9 protein-coding genes are annotated in these 18,357 nt (G+C 47.6%); 2 read left to right on the top strand and 7 right to left on the bottom strand.

The features are described from left to right. On the top strand, nt 1-942 hold the full coding sequence (locus KDD36_05830; GenBank protein ID MCB0396150.1) for a TIGR01777 family oxidoreductase: 942 nt from the start codon (nt 1-3) through the stop codon (nt 940-942). 193 nt (nt 943-1,135) lie between these two features. Beyond that, nucleotides 1,136-4,210: a M4 family metallopeptidase gene (locus tag KDD36_05835; protein ID MCB0396151.1), complete on the top strand. Its 3,075-nt coding sequence runs from the start codon at nt 1,136-1,138 to the stop codon at nt 4,208-4,210. Between the two features lie 71 nt (nt 4,211-4,281). Here the strand turns inward: KDD36_05835 and KDD36_05840 are convergent, their stop codons facing one another. The 7 genes from KDD36_05840 to KDD36_05870 all read right to left on the bottom strand — a co-directional run. Beyond that, on the bottom strand, nt 4,282-5,973 hold the full coding sequence (locus tag KDD36_05840; GenBank protein MCB0396152.1) for a carboxypeptidase regulatory-like domain-containing protein: 1,692 nt from the start codon (nt 5,971-5,973) through the stop codon (nt 4,282-4,284). Then, nucleotides 5,966-7,123 carry a DUF4249 domain-containing protein gene (locus tag KDD36_05845; GenBank protein ID MCB0396153.1) on the bottom strand — a complete coding sequence of 386 codons (1,158 nt, stop codon included), beginning with the start codon at nt 7,121-7,123 and terminating at the stop codon, nt 5,966-5,968. Before KDD36_05845 ends, KDD36_05840 begins: the two co-directional genes overlap by 8 nt. Beyond that, nucleotides 7,113-10,409 (bottom strand): TonB-dependent receptor, encoded by a 3,297-nt coding sequence (locus tag KDD36_05850; protein MCB0396154.1) that lies wholly within the window; start codon nt 10,407-10,409, stop codon nt 7,113-7,115. The genes KDD36_05845 and KDD36_05850 overlap by 11 nt, the downstream gene beginning before the upstream one ends. A gap of 164 nt (nt 10,410-10,573) precedes the next feature. Further along, entirely contained in the window at nt 10,574-11,536 is a 963-nt protein-coding gene (locus tag KDD36_05855; GenBank protein MCB0396155.1) for a polyprenyl synthetase family protein, read from the bottom strand. Then, nucleotides 11,533-12,399, bottom strand: coding sequence for a glucose-1-phosphate thymidylyltransferase RfbA (rfbA, locus tag KDD36_05860; GenBank protein MCB0396156.1), 867 nt, complete (start codon nt 12,397-12,399; stop codon nt 11,533-11,535). Before rfbA ends, KDD36_05855 begins: the two co-directional genes overlap by 4 nt. Beyond that, a complete protein-coding gene (locus KDD36_05865) occupies nt 12,396-14,819 on the bottom strand; it encodes an MMPL family transporter (protein MCB0396157.1) in 2,424 nt (807 codons plus the stop codon). Before KDD36_05865 ends, rfbA begins: the two co-directional genes overlap by 4 nt. Before the next feature lie 101 nt (nt 14,820-14,920). Beyond that, the coding region (locus tag KDD36_05870; GenBank protein MCB0396158.1) for a gliding motility-associated C-terminal domain-containing protein at nt 14,921-18,357 on the bottom strand (3,437 nt) is incomplete at its 5' end.

Consider the following 18,357-nt stretch of genomic DNA (forward strand, 5'->3'; position numbering starts at 1 on the left):
ATGGCTAATGAAATTCCGATATCGCCGGGTAACAACAGGAAGGTGATCATTGCCGGAGGAAGTGGTCAGATAGGCCGTCACCTTGCCATTCACCTCAACAGTGAGGGCTACCAGCCGGTATGTCTGAGTCGTCATGCTCCCGCCCCTTCCCTACCGTATGCTTCATGGCATCATTGGGATCCCATGAACGGAAAAATTGATGAGCATGCATTGATCGACGCCCATGCCATCATCAACCTGGCCGGGGAATCTGTCGCCGGGGGACGATGGACAGCAGAAAAGAAAAGACGCATCATAGATAGCCGGGTTTCTTCTCATCTAACATTACTAAATGAGGTGCAGAGCAAAGGACAAACATTACCGGTTTATATCGGAGCGTCCGCTACGGGTTATTACGGATCAGACACGTCAGACCATATTTTCTCCGAAGAGGATCCGCCCGGAGAGGATTTTCTGGCAGACTGCTGCAAACAGTGGGAAACTGCTGCACTGGATCGGGTTTCGGTTGTGAATCGAATGGTATTGCTCAGAACCGGCATCGTACTCGCTGATGATGGCGGCGCACTGGCTAAAATGGCCGGACCGGTTCGCTGGGGTATAGGAAGCCGGCTTGGTACCGGTGAGCAATTTCTTCCATGGATTCATATCCGGGATATTTGCCGCATGTATCAGAAAGCCATTGAAAATACTTCCATGCAGGGAATCTGGAATGCGGTCGCACCCAACCCTGTCACGCAAATAGAACTGACCCGGACACTTGCATCTGTTTTGCACCGGCCGCTTTTCCTTCCACCGGTACCTGCATGGCTCCTGAAATTAGTACTGGGAGAAATGGCGGAAATAATAACCAATGGCAGCCGGGTCAGTGCGGAAAAGTGGAAGTCTGTCAACTTCTCGTTCCGGTTCCCAACCCTGAGACCCGCTCTTGAGGATTTAATATGAAAAGTTAAAATCACTTCCCGAAACCAAATAATCTTTTGATTTTGCGGGCAATTATTTGGATTTCTTCTATTCATTTCGTTTATTGCCCTTGCCGTCGTCACAGTTGACAGTTTATTATACTTTCTTACTTCTTTTTGTTTAGTTGTTTTACTAATTTTTGTTTAGTTGTTTTACTAACTAATCCGTTACTGATATGAAAAAGAGCATTGCGCGGGGTATGGTTTTACCCCTATGCGTAGTCGTGGGTTCGCTGTCCTCCTATGGACAGGAGATTGAAGGACAAGCTGCTTCTGCACTTATCCAGGATGCTACAAAGATTCGTATGGACAGAGCACGCTCTGAAAAACCCCTGTACGTTAAATTTGACGAGACTTCCCAAAGGCATGCACAGAAGCAACCTCTGGAACTCATCCTGCAGGCTGTGCAGGCAAGTCCGTCCGATGATTACAAGCTAGTCAAAACAGAAGCAGATGCCATCGGCTATCAGCACCAGAAATTCCAACAACAATACAAAGGCATACCTGTGCAAGGCGGAGAATTCCGGGCACATATGATCGATGGTGCCGTACGAAGCATCAACGGGCAACACCAGGCCGTTGGTCAGGTGAATGTCATTCCTGACATCAGTGAACAAACCGGGCTAGCTTCAGCTGTACAGTTCACCGGTGGACAAAAGTTCATTTGGGATGCACCCGAAGAAATAGAGAATCTGCGAAAGGTTTTTGAAGACCCTACTCTTGACTTTGGCCCGAAAGCCGAATTATGGATCGTGGCGAGAAACCTGGATCCGTCCACAGGTGATTTTCATCTTGCCTATAAATATGACATCTGGTCTCTTGTGCCGGATGGTCGTTGGGACGTTTATGTAGATGCCCACACCGGTGAAGTCATTGCCAGGAACGACCGTATCCACACCGCCGACGTGCAGGGAACTGCAAAAACCCGCTATGACAATACCCAAACAATCACCACCGACAGCTACAACGGATCCTATCGCTTACGTGAGGTAGGTCGAGGAAACGGAATCCAGACGATGGATGCCAATACAGGTACATCCACCGGTAGCGCTGTTGACTTTACGGACAGTGACAACAACTGGACCACCACTACCAACATGGATGATGCCGGCACGAATGCACACTTTGCAGCAGAAAAAATGTACGACTACCTGAAGGAGAAGCACAACCGCAACAGCATTGACGGAAATGGCTTTAAGCTGGTGGGATATGTTCACTGGGACAATGGTTGGGTCAACGCTTCGTGGAACGGCCAGTACATGCGCTATGGTGATGGCAACGGCGCCCCGCTGACCACCATCGATATCGGTTGTCATGAGGTAGCACACGGTCTTACCAGCGAAAGCGCCGATCTGGTGTATCAGGGAGAATCCGGTGCACTCAACGAATCTTTCAGTGATATTTTTGGAACCGCAGTGGAATGGTATGCCACCCCATCCAAAGGAGATTATCTGATGGCAGAAGATATAGGTGCCTTCAGAAACATGCAAAACCCGAACGCCTATAACCATCCCGATACCTACCAGGGTACCAACTGGGCTTCAACAAGTGGTGGTGATAACGGTGGTGTTCACACGAACAGCGGCGTTCAGAATTTCTGGTACTATCTTTTGAGTGAAGGAAAGTCGGGAACCAACGACAACGGCAATGCATACAGCGTGTCCGGCATCGGACGCGACAAAGCTGAAAAGATCGCCTTCCGCAACCTGACTGTTTACCTGGGAACCAATTCAGACTATTCAGATGCGCGTTACTATGCACTGGAGGCTGCCAAAGATCTTTATGGTGACTGCTCAACGGAATATATTGCCACAGCAAATGCATGGTATGCCGTGGGTGTAGGCAGCAAACCGAATTGTGCCGTGCCACCCACTCCGGACTTCGTAGCCGATGTGACCAGCAGTTGTGATGGAACGGTACAGTTCACCGACAACTCCACAAGCGCACCCACTTCCTGGTCATGGGATTTCGGAGACGGTCAGTCATCCACCCAACAAAACCCGACCCATACCTATACCACCAGCGGAACATTTACAGTAAAGCTTACCGCTGGCAATTCGTACGGGCAAAATACCGCTACCAAAACTTCTTACATCAACATCAGCTTACTCGGGAATCCCACCGTGCAGGATGGTCAGCGATGCGGAGCCGGTGTGGTTAATCTGTCCGCCTCAGGAAGCGGTAACACATGGAACTGGTATGATGCCGCTACCGGTGGAAACCTGGTAAATACCGGCACTTCATACAGTCCGAACGTAAGCACCACCACAAGTTATTGGGTTGAGGCCAAAGATGTCAAGGCTGCCCAAAAGGGAGGCCCTGCTGATGAGGCATCGGTTGGAACAGGTGGTTATTTTACGGCCAATGACCTGCGCGGTTTATTCTTCGACGTAACCTCGTCGGTTTACATAAGAACCGTTAAAGTTTTTGCCAATACCGCCGGAAACCGGGTGATTGATGTACTTCAGGGAAGTGATACAGGATCCGTGGTACATACCAAAACAGTGAATATTCCTGCCGGTGAGAGCCGGGTCACCCTTGATTTCCTGATGAACCCCGGCACCAATTATTTTATCAAAGTAACCGGTGCTACGGTAGACCTTTATCGCAATGATGCAGGTGGGACCTACCCATACAATGTGGGAGGTGTCATATCCGTCACCGGTACAAACGCTGGTTCCGCTGGTTATTATTACTTCTTCTACGACTGGGAGATCCAGGAGAAGGAATGTACCAGCGGCCGCACAGAAGTGGTGGCTACGGTTACCCCGAACAATGTGAACCCGGTAATCAATGTGGATGCAAGCAACAACCTCATTGTTTCGGGTGTAACCGGAAGCCCCACTTATCAATGGTATCTGAATGGCAATCCCATCCCGGGTGCCACCGGAAGCAGTTACACGCCGATTGAGAACGGCACTTACACTGTGGAAGTAACAGATGCCGGTGGTTGTGTAGGGATGTCCGATCCGATGGATGTGATCAATGTGGGTGTAGCAAATGCCGGACAGAACATGTCCGTGGCCCTCTACCCTAACCCTGCCGGAGATCAGGTAAGCCTTGCTTTAACAGCAACCGGTACGGTCAACATGGAGATCGTGAACCTGATTGGTGAAAGGGTGATGGCAAGGAGATTGAGCGAAGGTCGTCACGACCTTAACCTGCAACAACTACCCGACGGCGTTTACATGGTGAGGATTTCCACTACTGATAAAGGCCAGAAGATCATCCGATTGATAAAAGGAAACTAGAACGAATCACTTTGCTAAAAGCCGGTGGCAAGAATGTCACCGGCTTTTTTATTCTTCACATCACCTGAGAATCAGGGTTGGATAACCAACGATTTCCCGGAGAACACTTCAACACCTTTCCGATCAATTCCGGACACAATAATCTCATATGCTCCCTCACATTCGGGAATCGGAATCCGGAATAAATGTTGGCCACTGATCAATGAAGCTTGTGCATCCCAATACAACAACGTTTCCGTAAACGAATCCCCTATGTTACCGGTCCCTGGTTGAACCGGTTTGATCTGCCGGCAAAGCGATCCCACCTTAACAACAACCGCACCGTCCGGTAACTCCAGTCCATTCAGATCATGCCGAACCGTGCTGATGCTGACCAGTCCGTGTAACACTGATCCGCCATTTACAAAATAAGTTGGAATAACGTGGATGCTTCTGATCCGTTCCGGATGAATGGTTAATAAACGGTCATGGTCCGTGAAAGGTACACCATCAAGCAATACCATGGTATTCTCCGAGACAATATTGGTCTTGGGATCAAAAGTGACAATGCGCTGACGACCTTCAATGTCCCTGACATATGAATTTGGTACCAGCTCGCTGAACACCTCTCTTAATGTAGGAAGCGGGACATAATCCCGAAGCCATATTCCGTTATCCACGTAATGAAAAGGATGTGGGTTCAAGCTGTCTGTTTCATAAAAAACATTTACCGGTATGCTGTCATGAAGTCTGCTTTGTTTATCCAGATACAACCGGTTATAGAGTTCATAGGTGGGAGTATCCATAACCATGGCCGTGATCGGTATTTCCGGAAACTCTGGAGCAAAGTCATTGTTCACCAGAATAGTTGCAGATACCTCCGGTTGATTCTCAACGGCTATAAAAACTTCCTGGCGATCTTCGAGATTCTGTAAACTGAAAATAAAACTTCCGGAACCATCCGTTCTGGTAACATGAAACTGCTGTTGCCCCACATTAACACCCGCATAAACAAGCGCATGACCTATGGCTTGCCCGGTCTCAGTATTCACCACACGACCTGAAACACTGACTCCCCTGATCTCAGGACACCACTCTATTTCATCGCGAGGTATTTCTGACCGACCAGGTGACTCATTAATTCCATGATAGGATCTTATATAGGTTCCTTTTCTCACCACAGCAATACTTAAGTCATCTATATCTTCTCCGGTGATGGTGGCGTTCATGACATCACCTGGACGATATTTATCCTTATCTGTTGAAATCCTGACATGCTCTTTGGCCCTGCGATCATGCCATCCCATCTGAAATCTGCTGGTATCAACCACATACATACCGTTCTCAGGTGGTGCATTCGGATTAATCACAATCAGCTGACTGGTATGATAGTATTCCGGCGGATAGTTTCTCATAAATTGGGTGTAGGCCCGAATAAAATAACTTCCTGTGATCAGGTCATCCGGGATGGAAATTCCACTTTGGGCAACATTATTTTTAACCCTGCATTTGGTTTGCAGTACCGGTAACATCCTGTGATCAAATATTTCAATGTAAACCACGGTGGATGCCAGACCGGAAGGGAGGGAGGACATGACACTGGCATTGAACCACAAAATATCCCCGGTATAGTAAATCGACCTGTCCGTCGTGATGATCACCTTTTCAAACGTATCCGGTTCATCCCTGGAAAATACAGGCGTGAATCCCGGCCATAACAGGACCAGGAAAAGAACGCTAATAATACGAGAGCGTGAGATTGGTATGACTTTACATTCAATCAATCCAGAAAGGGGGTTTTTCAAGTACACCATTCTCCCGACAGTCCATACAATCCTTGTTGGGAATTCCGCTGGTTCCACTATGATCATGAGCAACAAACACAGGCCATTCGTCAGGGCTGGTATAATCAAGATACGCTACAGCTCTGATATCGGCCTCTGTGAACAGACAAATATCATATATGAATCTCACACCAGGCGGGCGATCAACAAACACTCTTCTGTCAGATGCCCCTGCCGCCATAAAATAACCATAGGCTTCCGTCCCACGATCTCCCACTTTGTATATGTTTCCCCGGACTGAGTAAGGTTGATATTCATAGAGAGAGCCTTGGTTATCATATATCTCCCTGATGCTATTCCAATAGGTATAAGCCTCCTTCGTAAGCGACATCTGCTGTACGTACAAGCTATACCTGATGGTCAGTGCCTTAGAATAATTATCCTCAAAGTGAAGCGGATGATGTTCTACAACCGGTTGACTGAATTCAGATGTATTATAAAGAAAGATCTTTTTGATCGCATCGGTCCTGAAACATGTTTGAAGAGAATCTGTGTGCAGTACCTGATGGAGTCTTATCCCATCGTAATACCAATAAATTTTGAACTCTACATCAAACTTATGGGTTGATGCAAGCGACCACATATAATAGTTGGTATCGGAAACGGGAACTTCTGTATCGATATAAAACTGATAGCCTTCCCTAGGGGTAGGAAATTCAGGGTCATCATGTGTTTCAAGGATCGGATAAAGGTTCTTTATACCCGTCCCTTTCATCAACAATTCTTCATCTGACTCGAACCGTTCACCATCAGGTGTTTCCACGATAATATGATATCTACGGCCGGGTATGCCACGGATCGCAGCAGAATCCGTATAGTATTCACCATCCGATGTTTCACTAAGAGCGGCTTTATTTCCTAAGTTGTCCGCAATAGTGACCACACAATTCCTGAGCGGATGATATTTAGGGTCGGAAGTATTTGAGGAGGTGGATATCCGTACCATATAGGGTCCGGGCAGGTCCGTGATGGCTCCGTTCACCACCAGTACAGATTTGCCTTCATCGATCTCCGGCTGATATTCTTCCACACAGCCATACAGAATGGCAATAGCCATCATAACAGGTAAAATACATTTGCTACTCCTCATAACCTCCCAGTTTAAAGCTGTATGCACAGGAAAATATAGGGGTTCCGATAACTGCAAGTTTGTATCCTTTGATACTCCCTTCTTCCTGTTTGAAATATACCGAGTAAGCATTACGGCGGCCTAAAAGATTATAGACTGAAAAACTCCAGGAACCGTGTATTAGTTTTTTTGACTTGAGATTTCCCTCCACGCTGGCAGAAAGATCAATACGAAAATAGTCGGGGATCCGGTATGCATTCCTGTCTGAGTATTGTACAATCGGAATCTCATTCTGATAGAAAATGGCAATCGGGTAAGTGATGGGGCGACCCGTTGCGTAAACCATATTGGTGGAAACGTTAAAGCGGCGGGAGAAACGATAGTTGGCTGCTATGTTGATGGCATGCGGTTTATCAAAATTGGCTGGGAAGGGTACTCCCTGATTGATGGCATCTGTAGATGTCTGACTATTAACGCAAACAACGGACCTGGAGAATGTATAGTTCACCCAACCGTTAAGGCGGCCTTTGGTTTTACTCACCATTGTTTCAATACCCGCTGCTTTTAGTTGCCCCTGTAGCACTTCTGTTTCAGGGGTTCTGGTGGAGGCGAGACTGGCACCATCGCGGAACTCAACGGTATTCCTTGCATGTTTGAAGTATGCTTCCATAGAAAAAGTGAACACATCATTCCTGCTTTTCCTGAAGATACCAGCAGCATACTGGATACCGCTAAGCGGTTTAATATGGGAATCAACCAACTTCCATTTATCCGTGGGTGCAACAGCCACGGTATTGGAAAGCATAAACACATATTGATGAACTTGATTAATACCGCCTTTTACTACAACAAGATCCGAGAGTGAATACTTTGCTGAGAGCCGAACATCAGGTGCATGATAGGTTACGATACGTTCACCCCTCCCGTAGTTCATGGTATCGGTGATAGATGAAACGGTCTTCCGGTCACCGTCATAAACATACATATCTCTGGGTCCCAGATAAGAATACAGGTTATACCTCAAACCTCCGCTGATCACGGTTAATGCACCGATCTTCCACTCATCGTTTGCAAAGATTCCCGTTTCAATCCCCCGTTCCTTTCCCAGTTGAAGGGGTGTCACCAGCGATTCGGAGGTCAATGGATACCGCCCTCCCTGATTGATCAGGTAAAATATACCACCGGCGCCCGCAGTGATTTTATGATTGCTGCCGGGAAGCCATGTGAGTGTAGATTTGATTTCCGAATGATTCAACGCATACCCGGAAGAATATGCCGTCTTTTCTTCAACACTGTTATTCTCGTGGTATTTGTACTGACTGTAGATTGCACTTGTCTCAACGTGATGTCTGTTTCTGATAATATGCCTCCACGTTGCCGATATCCCCGCATTCCTGTAGTTCATGTGGGTAAAACTGGCAAGATTAATGTTATCACGACTAACATATGACACAATGTGTAATGTGTTGTTGTCACCCACACCCATATTGACATGCAGCAATGCATCCTGAAAATCCGCTCTGCTATTTCTGATCCTGGGTTCCTCCACCAATCTGAACATCCAGCCGGAATATGACGAACGTACAGCACCCAGATAACTGATTCTTTCTTTGGCCAGGGGCCCCTCAATTAAAAGGTTGGCTGTCAATGGGCCAACACCACCATTGGCTGAAAACTTTTTACGGTTCCCCGTTTTTGTATGCAGGTCGAATACCGATGCCAGGCGTCCGCCGAATTGAACGGGAATGCTTCCTTTATACAAAGTAAAGTCCTTGATCGCAGCCGGAGTGAAAGCAGTAAACATGCCAAACAAATGACCTGTATTATAAACTGGTATGTTGTCCAGATAAAATATGTTCTGATCGGCCGGGCTTCCCCTTACATTAAACCCGGATGCACCTTCTCCCACAGACTGAACACCTGGTAACAACAATGCAGTCTTGACTAGGTCCGCCTCCCCCATCATCCGGGGAATAACCTTTATGGCCTTCGCATCCAGCTTTTCAAAACCCAGCGAAGCCAGCTCCAACTTATTAACCACCCCTGCAGAAACGACCACTGTTTGCAAATCATAAACCTGCTCCACCATGGAGAAGTCAATCTTATCATCATCATAAACCGTTAAGTTCATCCTTTCTTCCCTGAATTCGATCGCTCTCAGGATCAGGATATATTTTCCCCTGGGTATTGTAACAGAATAAAACCCGTGCTCATCCGTGGCCGTGCCCAGATCAGCACCTTCCACATACAATGTGGCACCAGCAATTCCTTCACCGTCCTTTGCCCTGCGCACATATCCTCTTACAACAGCCATCGCACCACCAGTCTGCGAGGTCCGGCTGCCTGCTACAACCGTCTTTATGTTGTATTCCTTTTCGTTTCTGAGAAGATGGTTCGCCTTCGATGGATCGATTACTGTGTCCGGATCAACATTAAAGTCATCATTATTGAAAAAACTCCAGGACAATACGCTGCGCTTACCCATGGCCACCGAATCGCTATAATCACTGACAGCGGCTATGACCCATGGATGAAATAACCGGAATTGTGCCGCTTCAGACGTGTCAGCCAAATGATATTTATCCTTGTCTTCCCGTACATGAAACTTCGCTCCAATATCAGCCAACTGTTCAGTACTCATGTATTTATAACGAATCCGGTGTTTCCTGAAATATCGATTGATCTCACTTTTCTCATCCTGAAAACAGGCAACAAAATCCTTTTTTGTTTTCACCTTCTTCAACTCTCCTGCTTCCGGGCAATAAAGGGTTTGTCTTACAGATGAGAACCGGCCATATGGGTTGAGGCTTGAATAATCCTGAATGAAACGTTTGGTGTGCCCTATAAGAAAAACATGTTCATCGGCTGTCACCACCATTTCCAGAAATCCAACCGGACCGGACTCATCGTTGAATTTCTTTGCATTAATAAACCGGCGATTGCCGGCAATGAACTCATCCACCCACTCCCCACGCATTACAACAGGAATCTCGCTGAGTCCATTAACCAATGTGTATAGGATCAATTTATTCTTTACAATATCATATTGTAAGGATACATCATTAAAAACTTCGCCTTTAACGACAACCACGGAACTTGGCATAATACTATCAAAAAGGAATGCCGAGCCGTTGGCCTGCTTATGCTCGCTCCGATAGAATTCACCTCTTGCCAACCGGTCGTCCGGACCATAAAGTTCATACGTTTTAGCGTACAGCGATGACGTGTCCTGTTGCGCCGTCACAGATAGGCAGCCACAAACGATCAAACCCCACAACAACAAGCAATCCCTAATGATCCGAACCATTTTATTTTCTGAAACAATGCGGGAATTATTAAAAACGAAGGGACATAAATATATAAAATTTGGAAGTTCCATCCGAACTGAGAATAGTCGTTAGTACAAAGTATTTAGTAAGGATGCTTCCAAACTAACTACTAACTACTATCTACTAACTACTAAAGACTAACCTAAACCTCGCGACTCATCAGTCCTTCCATAAACGTGGTTAGAATTTCCGCGTTAAAGGAGAGTTCGGTAAGTGCATTATCGGCTTGTTGGTAATGTTCCCTTACCTTTTGCTTCAGCATCTTATCTACCCCGATTTTCTGATACAAAGATTTCACGGCAGATACCTTTTCTTCAGGTGCATCATGGCGGGATGCCCAGTGCTCAAGAAGCGTTATATCATCACCACTTCCGTGTTCACCCACCGATAACCAAAGGAATGTTTTTTTGTTAGCCAGAATATCGCCTCCTGTTTGTTTACCGAAGGAGGAAGCATCTCCGAATGCATCCAGTAAGTCGTCCATCAGTTGGAAGGCGATCCCTGTGTGCAAGCCATAGTCGTATAAGATCCGGGCATCGCTTTCACTTGCTCCGCCGCATAAGGCACCGATCTGTAAACTGGCAGCCAGCAGCACTGCCGTTTTCATGGTGATCATATCCATGTATGCATCCAGAGACACATCATTGCGGCTCTCAAAATCCATATCCAGTTGCTGACCTTCACATACCTGCAGTGCTGTTTTGTTAAATACTTGCAGTACCTGCTTCAGACATGCTTCCGGAGCATCCATCATTTTCTCATAAGCTTTCACAAACATGGCATCCCCGGACAGGATGGCGGTATTCACATCCCATTTTGCATGCACGGTAGGCTGATTGCGACGCAGCGGTGCCTGATCCATGATATCATCATGCATCAGTGTGAAATTGTGGAATATTTCGATGGCCATCGCCGGCCCCAATGCACGCTCTGAATCCGATCCTGACATTTTACAAGCGGTGAGCACCAAAGTGGGGCGCAGGCGTTTTCCGCCAAGCGACATGATATAGCGGATAGGTTCGTATAGACCGGTAGGGTTAGTCCCCGGCACCCAGTCTGCAAAGGCATGTTCAAGCATTTTCCGGATATCCTTCACCGGATTCACCTGTTTTTGATCAGAGATAGAAGATAATCACCGTAACCACTTTTCCTTAATGGTTCGGCTAATTTCTCCAATTGAGCATCATCAATATAGCGCATACGCCAGGCCACCTCTTCCACACAGCCGATCTTCAGTCCCTGGCGTTTCTCGATAACTTGTACATACTGACCTGCCTGCATCAGGCTATCAAAAGTACCTGTATCCAACCAGGCGGTTCCCCGGTCCAGCACTGCCACACTTAATTTTCCGGCTTCGAGGTATTGCCTGTTCACATCGGTGATCTCATATTCGCCACGTGCACTGGGCTTAAGGTTTGCCGCGATCTCCTTTACATTCTGATCATAGAAATACAAACCGGGAACGGCAAAGTTAGACTTGGGCTTAAGTGGTTTTTCTTCAATGGAGATGGCTTTGCCGTTTTCATCAAAATCAACCACGCCATATCGCTCCGGATCGGACACATGGTATGCGAAGACAATACCTCCATCCGGGTCATTGCATTGCTGTAACATCCTGGATATTCCGGTACCATAAAAGATATTATCTCCCAACACGAGCGCCACCTTATCATTACCGATAAAATCCGCACCGATCACAAAAGCCTGCGCCAGTCCATTGGGCTCTTCCTGGACAGCATATGTAAACTGACACCCCCAAGGACGACCATCACCCAGCAGGTGCTTGAAATGAGGTAAGTCATGCGGGGTTGATATGATAAGGATCTCCCTTATACCTGAAAGCATGAGGGTTGACAAAGGGTAATAAATCATCGGTTTATCATATACAGGCATCAACTGCTTGCTCATGACCAGGGTCAGGGGATGGAGTCTCGTACCGGACCCTCCTGCCAGAATGATTCCTTTCATATCAAATTGGTATTGGTGGTTTCCTTCCCTCCGTTACCTTCTCCCTTTGCAATGGTCAACTCATCCAGGTCAATATCTTCTTCCTCATCCAGGATTTCGAAAAAGGGTTCCCTGAACGTCTTGGACACAATGGCCTTATTTAGTGAGAGAAGTAACGATGGAAGTAAAACCAGATTAGAGAACATGGCAATAAGTAATGTAATTGAAATAAGGACACCAAGGGCTTGCGTGCCGCCAAAGCGGGAAGCGGCAAAAATCCCGAAGCCAAAGAACAGAATAATGGATGTGTACATCATACTCACCCCAACCTCGCGCATGGCAGCCAGGACAGATTTCTTGATGTTCCCGTTGTAAATCTTCAGTTCCTGGCGATACTTGGCAAGAAAATGGATCGTATCGTCCACGGAGATTCCAAAGGCGATGCTGAAGATCAACACCGTTGAAGGTTTGATAGATATACCCGCAAATCCCATCAACGCCGCAGTAAGCAACAGCGGGATCATATTGGGAACAAGGGAAATCAGCACCATTCGGAATGACCGAAACAGTACAGCCATAAAAAAGGCAATGAGGAAAACGGCAAGGGCCACACTCACAAAAAGACTGTTTACCAGATAATCCGTCCCTTTCAGGAAAACCAGACTTGTACCGGTAAGAATCACCCGATACTTGGCAGGGTCGAAGATGGAGTCGATCTTCGGACGTAGATCATCCCTGATCCTTTCGATCTCCCTGGTACCTATATCGGCCATTTGCGCACTGACCCTTGTGATTGCCTTGGTACTGTCTATGAACGATTTCAACGGATTCTTCCCAAGGGAATCTTTGGGGACATAGGAAAGTATAAAACCACTTTCCGGTTTGGTGGGCAGCTGATACCTGGAAGGATTTCCATTATAATATGCCTGCTTCGAGAATTTGATCAGGTCCACAACAGACAGGGGTCTGGAGAATTCCGGATAAGAGGATATGATCTTTTGTAATTTCTCAATCTTTTCAAGTGTAGGAAGGCGCATCACACCTTTTTTGGTCTTGGTATCAATGAAAATCTCAAATGGCATCACGCCGCTGAAATGCTCTTCAAAAAAGCGCAGGTCCACCGTGATCGGATCATGGGAAGGAAGGTCATCCACAATGTTTCCTGTCGTTTTCATCTTCACCACGCCGAGTACGACAACCACCAGAAGCAATACTGTTGAAACGTAAACCCACCGGCGGTAATCATTAATAATGACCACCAGACGTTCCACAAAGCGCTGTACCAGACGATTATCCAGATGCTGGGTATGCTTTTCCCTCGGTGGCTTCAGGTAGCTGAAGATGATAGGGATGAGCAGAAGGGACAAGACAAAGATCAGCAGGATATTCACCGATGCCACCACCCCGAACTCCTTCAATACTTTGCTTTCCGTAATAGAGAAGGTTGCAAATCCACAGGCTGTGGTCACATTGGTCATCAGGATGGCTGCACCTGTTTTTTGAATAACCCTTGCCAGTGCTTTAAATTGGTTTCCGTGGTTCTTGTACTCCCGGTGATATTTATTCAGCAGGAAAATACAATTCGGAATGCCGATCACTATGATCAGTGGTGGAATCAGCCCGGTGAGCATGGTAATCTTATACCCAAGCAAACTAATGATACCGAATGACCATATCACACCGATGATGACCACAACCATGGAAAATACCATGGGCGTGATCGAGCGGAAAAACAGGAAAAGTATGGTGGCAGTGACCGCAATCGCAAGGAACAGGAACATCTGAAGCTCCTTCTTAACCTTGGCGGTGATCGCAGTCCGGATAAAAGGGAGCCCGGAATAGTGAACATCCGTATGATATTTGGCTGAAAAATCATCGGCCAGGGCAATCACATCTTCCACCAGGGTAATGCGTGACTTTGAATTCAGACGCTTCTCATCCAGCGTCACGGCCATCAAAGTGGAATGATTGTCTTCGTGGTAAATAATGTTGTTATAAAACGGAAGGTCAAGGATTTCTTTGCGAATGCTATCCAGTTCCTCCTGTGTCTCCGGCCGGTGCTCGATAACAGGGAAGAAATCAAACTTATGTTCTTCCTGATTCTTGCGAATGCTATAAAGCCTGGCCAGGGATACCACTTCTTCGATACCGTCGGTATTTCTGATCGCATGTGTCAGATCATACCAGCCCTGGAACTTGTCCAGTTTGAAGATATCGGGGTCCTGGATACCAATGACCAATACATTGCCGTCCTCACCAAACAACGCCTTGAACTCATGGTAATCGACGCTGGCTGTGTCATCTTCCGGCAGCAGGCTTGCAAATTCATACGACAACTGAACCGACGTTGCCTTGTAGCCCATAAAGGCCGTCAGCAGGCCAATGGCCAGCAGAAACGTAAGGCGGTTGCGGAGAATGATCGTAGAAAGACTGGCCCACATGGGGATTACAACGGTTGAAAGATGCCGCTAAAGTATATAAAAATGCAATGGGGAAAAAATGCAGAGGCCTTTGTTGAGGCGGTACAAGGTGATATCAGGTCCTATTTACCCTTCACAACCTGCACATAACCCCGCCAGTACTTGCCCTCCCACGTGAGAACATAGTAATACACTTCTCCATCCACACCTGCTGCATCCCAGTCGTTCCGGTAGTAATCACTTTGGTAAACTTTGATACCCCAGCGGTTGAATATGGTCAGTCTGGCACCTTGCGGCAATCCGCGGATATAGAATACGTCGTTTACACCAGGCGACTCCGGATACGGTGTGAATACGTTCGGTATGATCACCTCGATAAATTTGACCACCATAATGTCAGAGGCGAGCGCGCATCCGTTTCCGGTACTGCTGAGTGTCAGGACGAGTGAATCCAGATCGTAGTCTCCCGTACCGGGGAAGTACACCGCATTCGGGTCGGTATTATTCGGCACGAAGGTTCCCGAACCGTTGCTTGTCCATATCACCGTAGAGGTAAACTGATAAGATCCGCTCAGCTGCAATGACTTGGTACCGATGGGAACTTCCTGATCCAATCCCGCATTTACAATGGCCTTGATACCTACCGTCACTTCCATGGTATCGGTTATGTTGGAACAGGCACCAACCGATGTCAGGTAAATTTCAATCACCGAATCCGTTGGGCTGTGCAAATAATGCACGACCTGGGAAGTGTTGTCCGGCACAAACGTTCCTGACCCGTTCGTGGTCCACAGGTAGGTTCCGGAACCGGATATCTGTCCGACAAGCAGAAGCGAATCACCTTTACAAATTCCCGTATCCGGATCCATGACCGGAACTCCCGGGGAGATAACCGCCAGGGTATCCGAACCGGTAATCGTGCATCCGTTGCCATCGGTTACCGTAACGATATACAGGAAGGTATCGATCGGAGAAACCATGATGTTGGCAGTGGTGGAAGATAAATTGTCATTCCACAAATAGCTGTATGGGGCAGTACCGCCGCCTGCGGTGGCGCTCACAATAGCGGTATCACCATTGCAAATGAAAGAAGGCGCTGACAATACACTCAGTGTAAGCGGAGCAGGTTCATCCACCACCAAAACGTCCGTTCCTGTACATCCCTTTGAGTCAGTAACGGTGATATTATAGATACCCGAGCAAAGTCCGGTTACAGTGGCATTGGCCTGGCCATCGCTCCATAAGTAAGTATATGCCGGGGTACCGCCGTTTACCGTTACGGTAGCCGTTCCATCGCATATGCCATTACATGATAATGATACCGTATCAACCAGAGTAAGATTAAGCGAGGATGCCTGCCTTATGGTATCTCCCTGAACGGTCTTACAACCCAGTCCGTCGGTAACCTCCACGTAAATGACTCCGGCACATAATCCGGTAGCCGTGGCGCTTGTTTGTGATGATGCGTCGTTCCACAGGTAAGTAAACGGTGGATTTCCGCTGCTGACAGCAACGGTAGCCTGGCCATCGCAATTCCCATTACATCCCACATCCACGACACTCATACTATCTATGGTTGGTCCGCCATTATCACTCAATGGCACCTGATCTGCCAGAACACAACCATTCACATCTGTGATGGTCACATAATAAAGAGCTGCACACAGTCCGGTCACCGTGGCGCTTGTTTGTGATGAAGCATCACTCCATACGTAGGTGTACCCCGGTGTTCCACCTGTTGGTGCTATGGTTACACTACCATCACAAACACCGCATGTCGAGTTCACGCTGGTTCCATTTCCAACCAGTGCAGACGGAGACAGGATCAGCACAGATACGGAATCCGCACAGCCATTGACATCCGTGAGCGTTACTGAATATGATCCCGCACACAATCCGGTTGCTAAGCTGTCGGTCTGACCGTCACTCCACATATAACTGTATGGCAATGTACCACCTGCACCGGCAACTTCTGCCGTTCCGACACATACCCCGCTACATATAAGATCGGTGCTGGATATGATGGTTGGAACAAGCGGTGATGGTTCGGTTATCGTAATGCTGTTGGTCGTCTGACAACCGTTGACATCAGTCACTGTCACACCAACGGCACCTGCACATAAGCCGGTAGCCGTGCTGTCGGTCTGGCCGTCATCCCATACGAACGTATAAGGAGAGGTACCTCCGGTGGGTGTCAACACCGCCATCCCCGTACAGTTACCACCACAATCCACAAACGATGAATCGGTGAACGTACCAGCAAGCACAGCAGGTTCAGTTATCGTGATTGCAACCGGGAGCAAACAACCGTTGTTATCAGAAATACTAACGATATAGTTCCCTGCACAAAGACCTGTTGCGGTAGCGGTTGTCTGACTTGAAGCATCGTTCCATTGGTAAGAATAGGGAAGTTGTCCACCGACCGGTGTCAGAACCACCTGCCCATCGCATGCTGCGTTACATGTTGCATTGGTTATTACTTCACCGCCGCTTGTAGCACCTCCGTTGTCGCTCAGAATAACCACATCCGTTGCTGTACATCCACTGGCATCTGTTATGGTCACATTGTATGCTGCTGCGCACAGGCCTGTCGCTGTTGCCGAAGTCTGGCTTGAAGCATCATCCCAAACATAAGTGAACGGACTGGTACCACCCGTAGGTGCTACGGAGACACTTCCGTCACAAACACCACAACTTGAGCTCACCGAAGATGGGTTGGAAACAATCGGATTCGGACTGGTCACCGTTCCTGAAGTCATTGCTGTACAACCGTTGGCATCAGTTACCGTGAGGTCATATACACCGTCACAGAGGCCAGTAGCATTCGCCGTGGTCTGACCATCAGTCCATACATAGCTGTAAGGTGTCGTACCACCTGCTATCGTAGTTGCCACTGAACCGTCGCACACGCCATTACATGTAGGATCGGTAACAGATAGAACAGATGCTGTCAACGTATTTGGTTCAGTGATCGTGATGCTGCCGGTTGCGGTACAACCGTTCACATCGGTGACGGTAACATCAATTGCACCACTGCACAAACCAGTTGCAGTCGTACTTGTCTGACCATCACCCCAGAGATATGCAAATGGAGGTGTGCCACCTGAGGGTGTAACCTCGGCTTCACCGATGCAATCTCCGTTACACGAAACATTTGTTGTATCGCTAAAAACTGTTGTAAGAAGTTGCGGTTCAGTTACGGTAAGGCCCATTGGCAGAGTACAACCCAGGGCATCCGTTACAGATACCGAATAGGCTCCTGCGCACAAACCCGTCAGGCTTGTCGTCGTTTCTCCGGTATTCCAAAGGTAAGTATAAGGCTGTATACCTCCCGATGGCGTCAGGGTAATTGTACCATCACAATCTCCGTTACAACCCGCATTGGTAATCACCTCACCCAAGGTCGTTGGTCCACCGTTATCATTCAGTGTCACCATATCAACCAGCGTGCAGCCCGCTGCATCAGTTACAGTTACCGTGTACACCGCCGCACATAAGCCGGTCGCGGTTGCCGTAGTTTGACCTGAGACATCATTCCATACGTAAATATATCCCGGAG

The sequence above is a fragment of the Flavobacteriales bacterium genome (assembly GCA_020435415.1).
Lineage (GTDB): Bacteria > Bacteroidota > Bacteroidia > JACJYZ01 > JACJYZ01 > JACJYZ01.

Coding starts and splice junctions, on each gene's coding strand:
- KDD36_05830 (MCB0396150.1), top strand. CDS start 1: ATGGCTAATGAAATTCCGATATCGCCGGGTAACAACAGGAAGGTGATC.
- KDD36_05835 (MCB0396151.1), top strand. CDS start 1,136: ATGAAAAAGAGCATTGCGCGGGGTATGGTTTTACCCCTATGCGTAGTC.
- KDD36_05845 (MCB0396153.1), bottom strand. CDS start 7,123: ATGAGGAGTAGCAAATGTATTTTACCTGTTATGATGGCTATTGCCATT.
- KDD36_05850 (MCB0396154.1), bottom strand. CDS start 10,409: ATGGTTCGGATCATTAGGGATTGCTTGTTGTTGTGGGGTTTGATCGTT.
- rfbA (MCB0396156.1), bottom strand. CDS start 12,399: ATGAAAGGAATCATTCTGGCAGGAGGGTCCGGTACGAGACTCCATCCC.
- KDD36_05865 (MCB0396157.1), bottom strand. CDS start 14,819: ATGTGGGCCAGTCTTTCTACGATCATTCTCCGCAACCGCCTTACGTTT.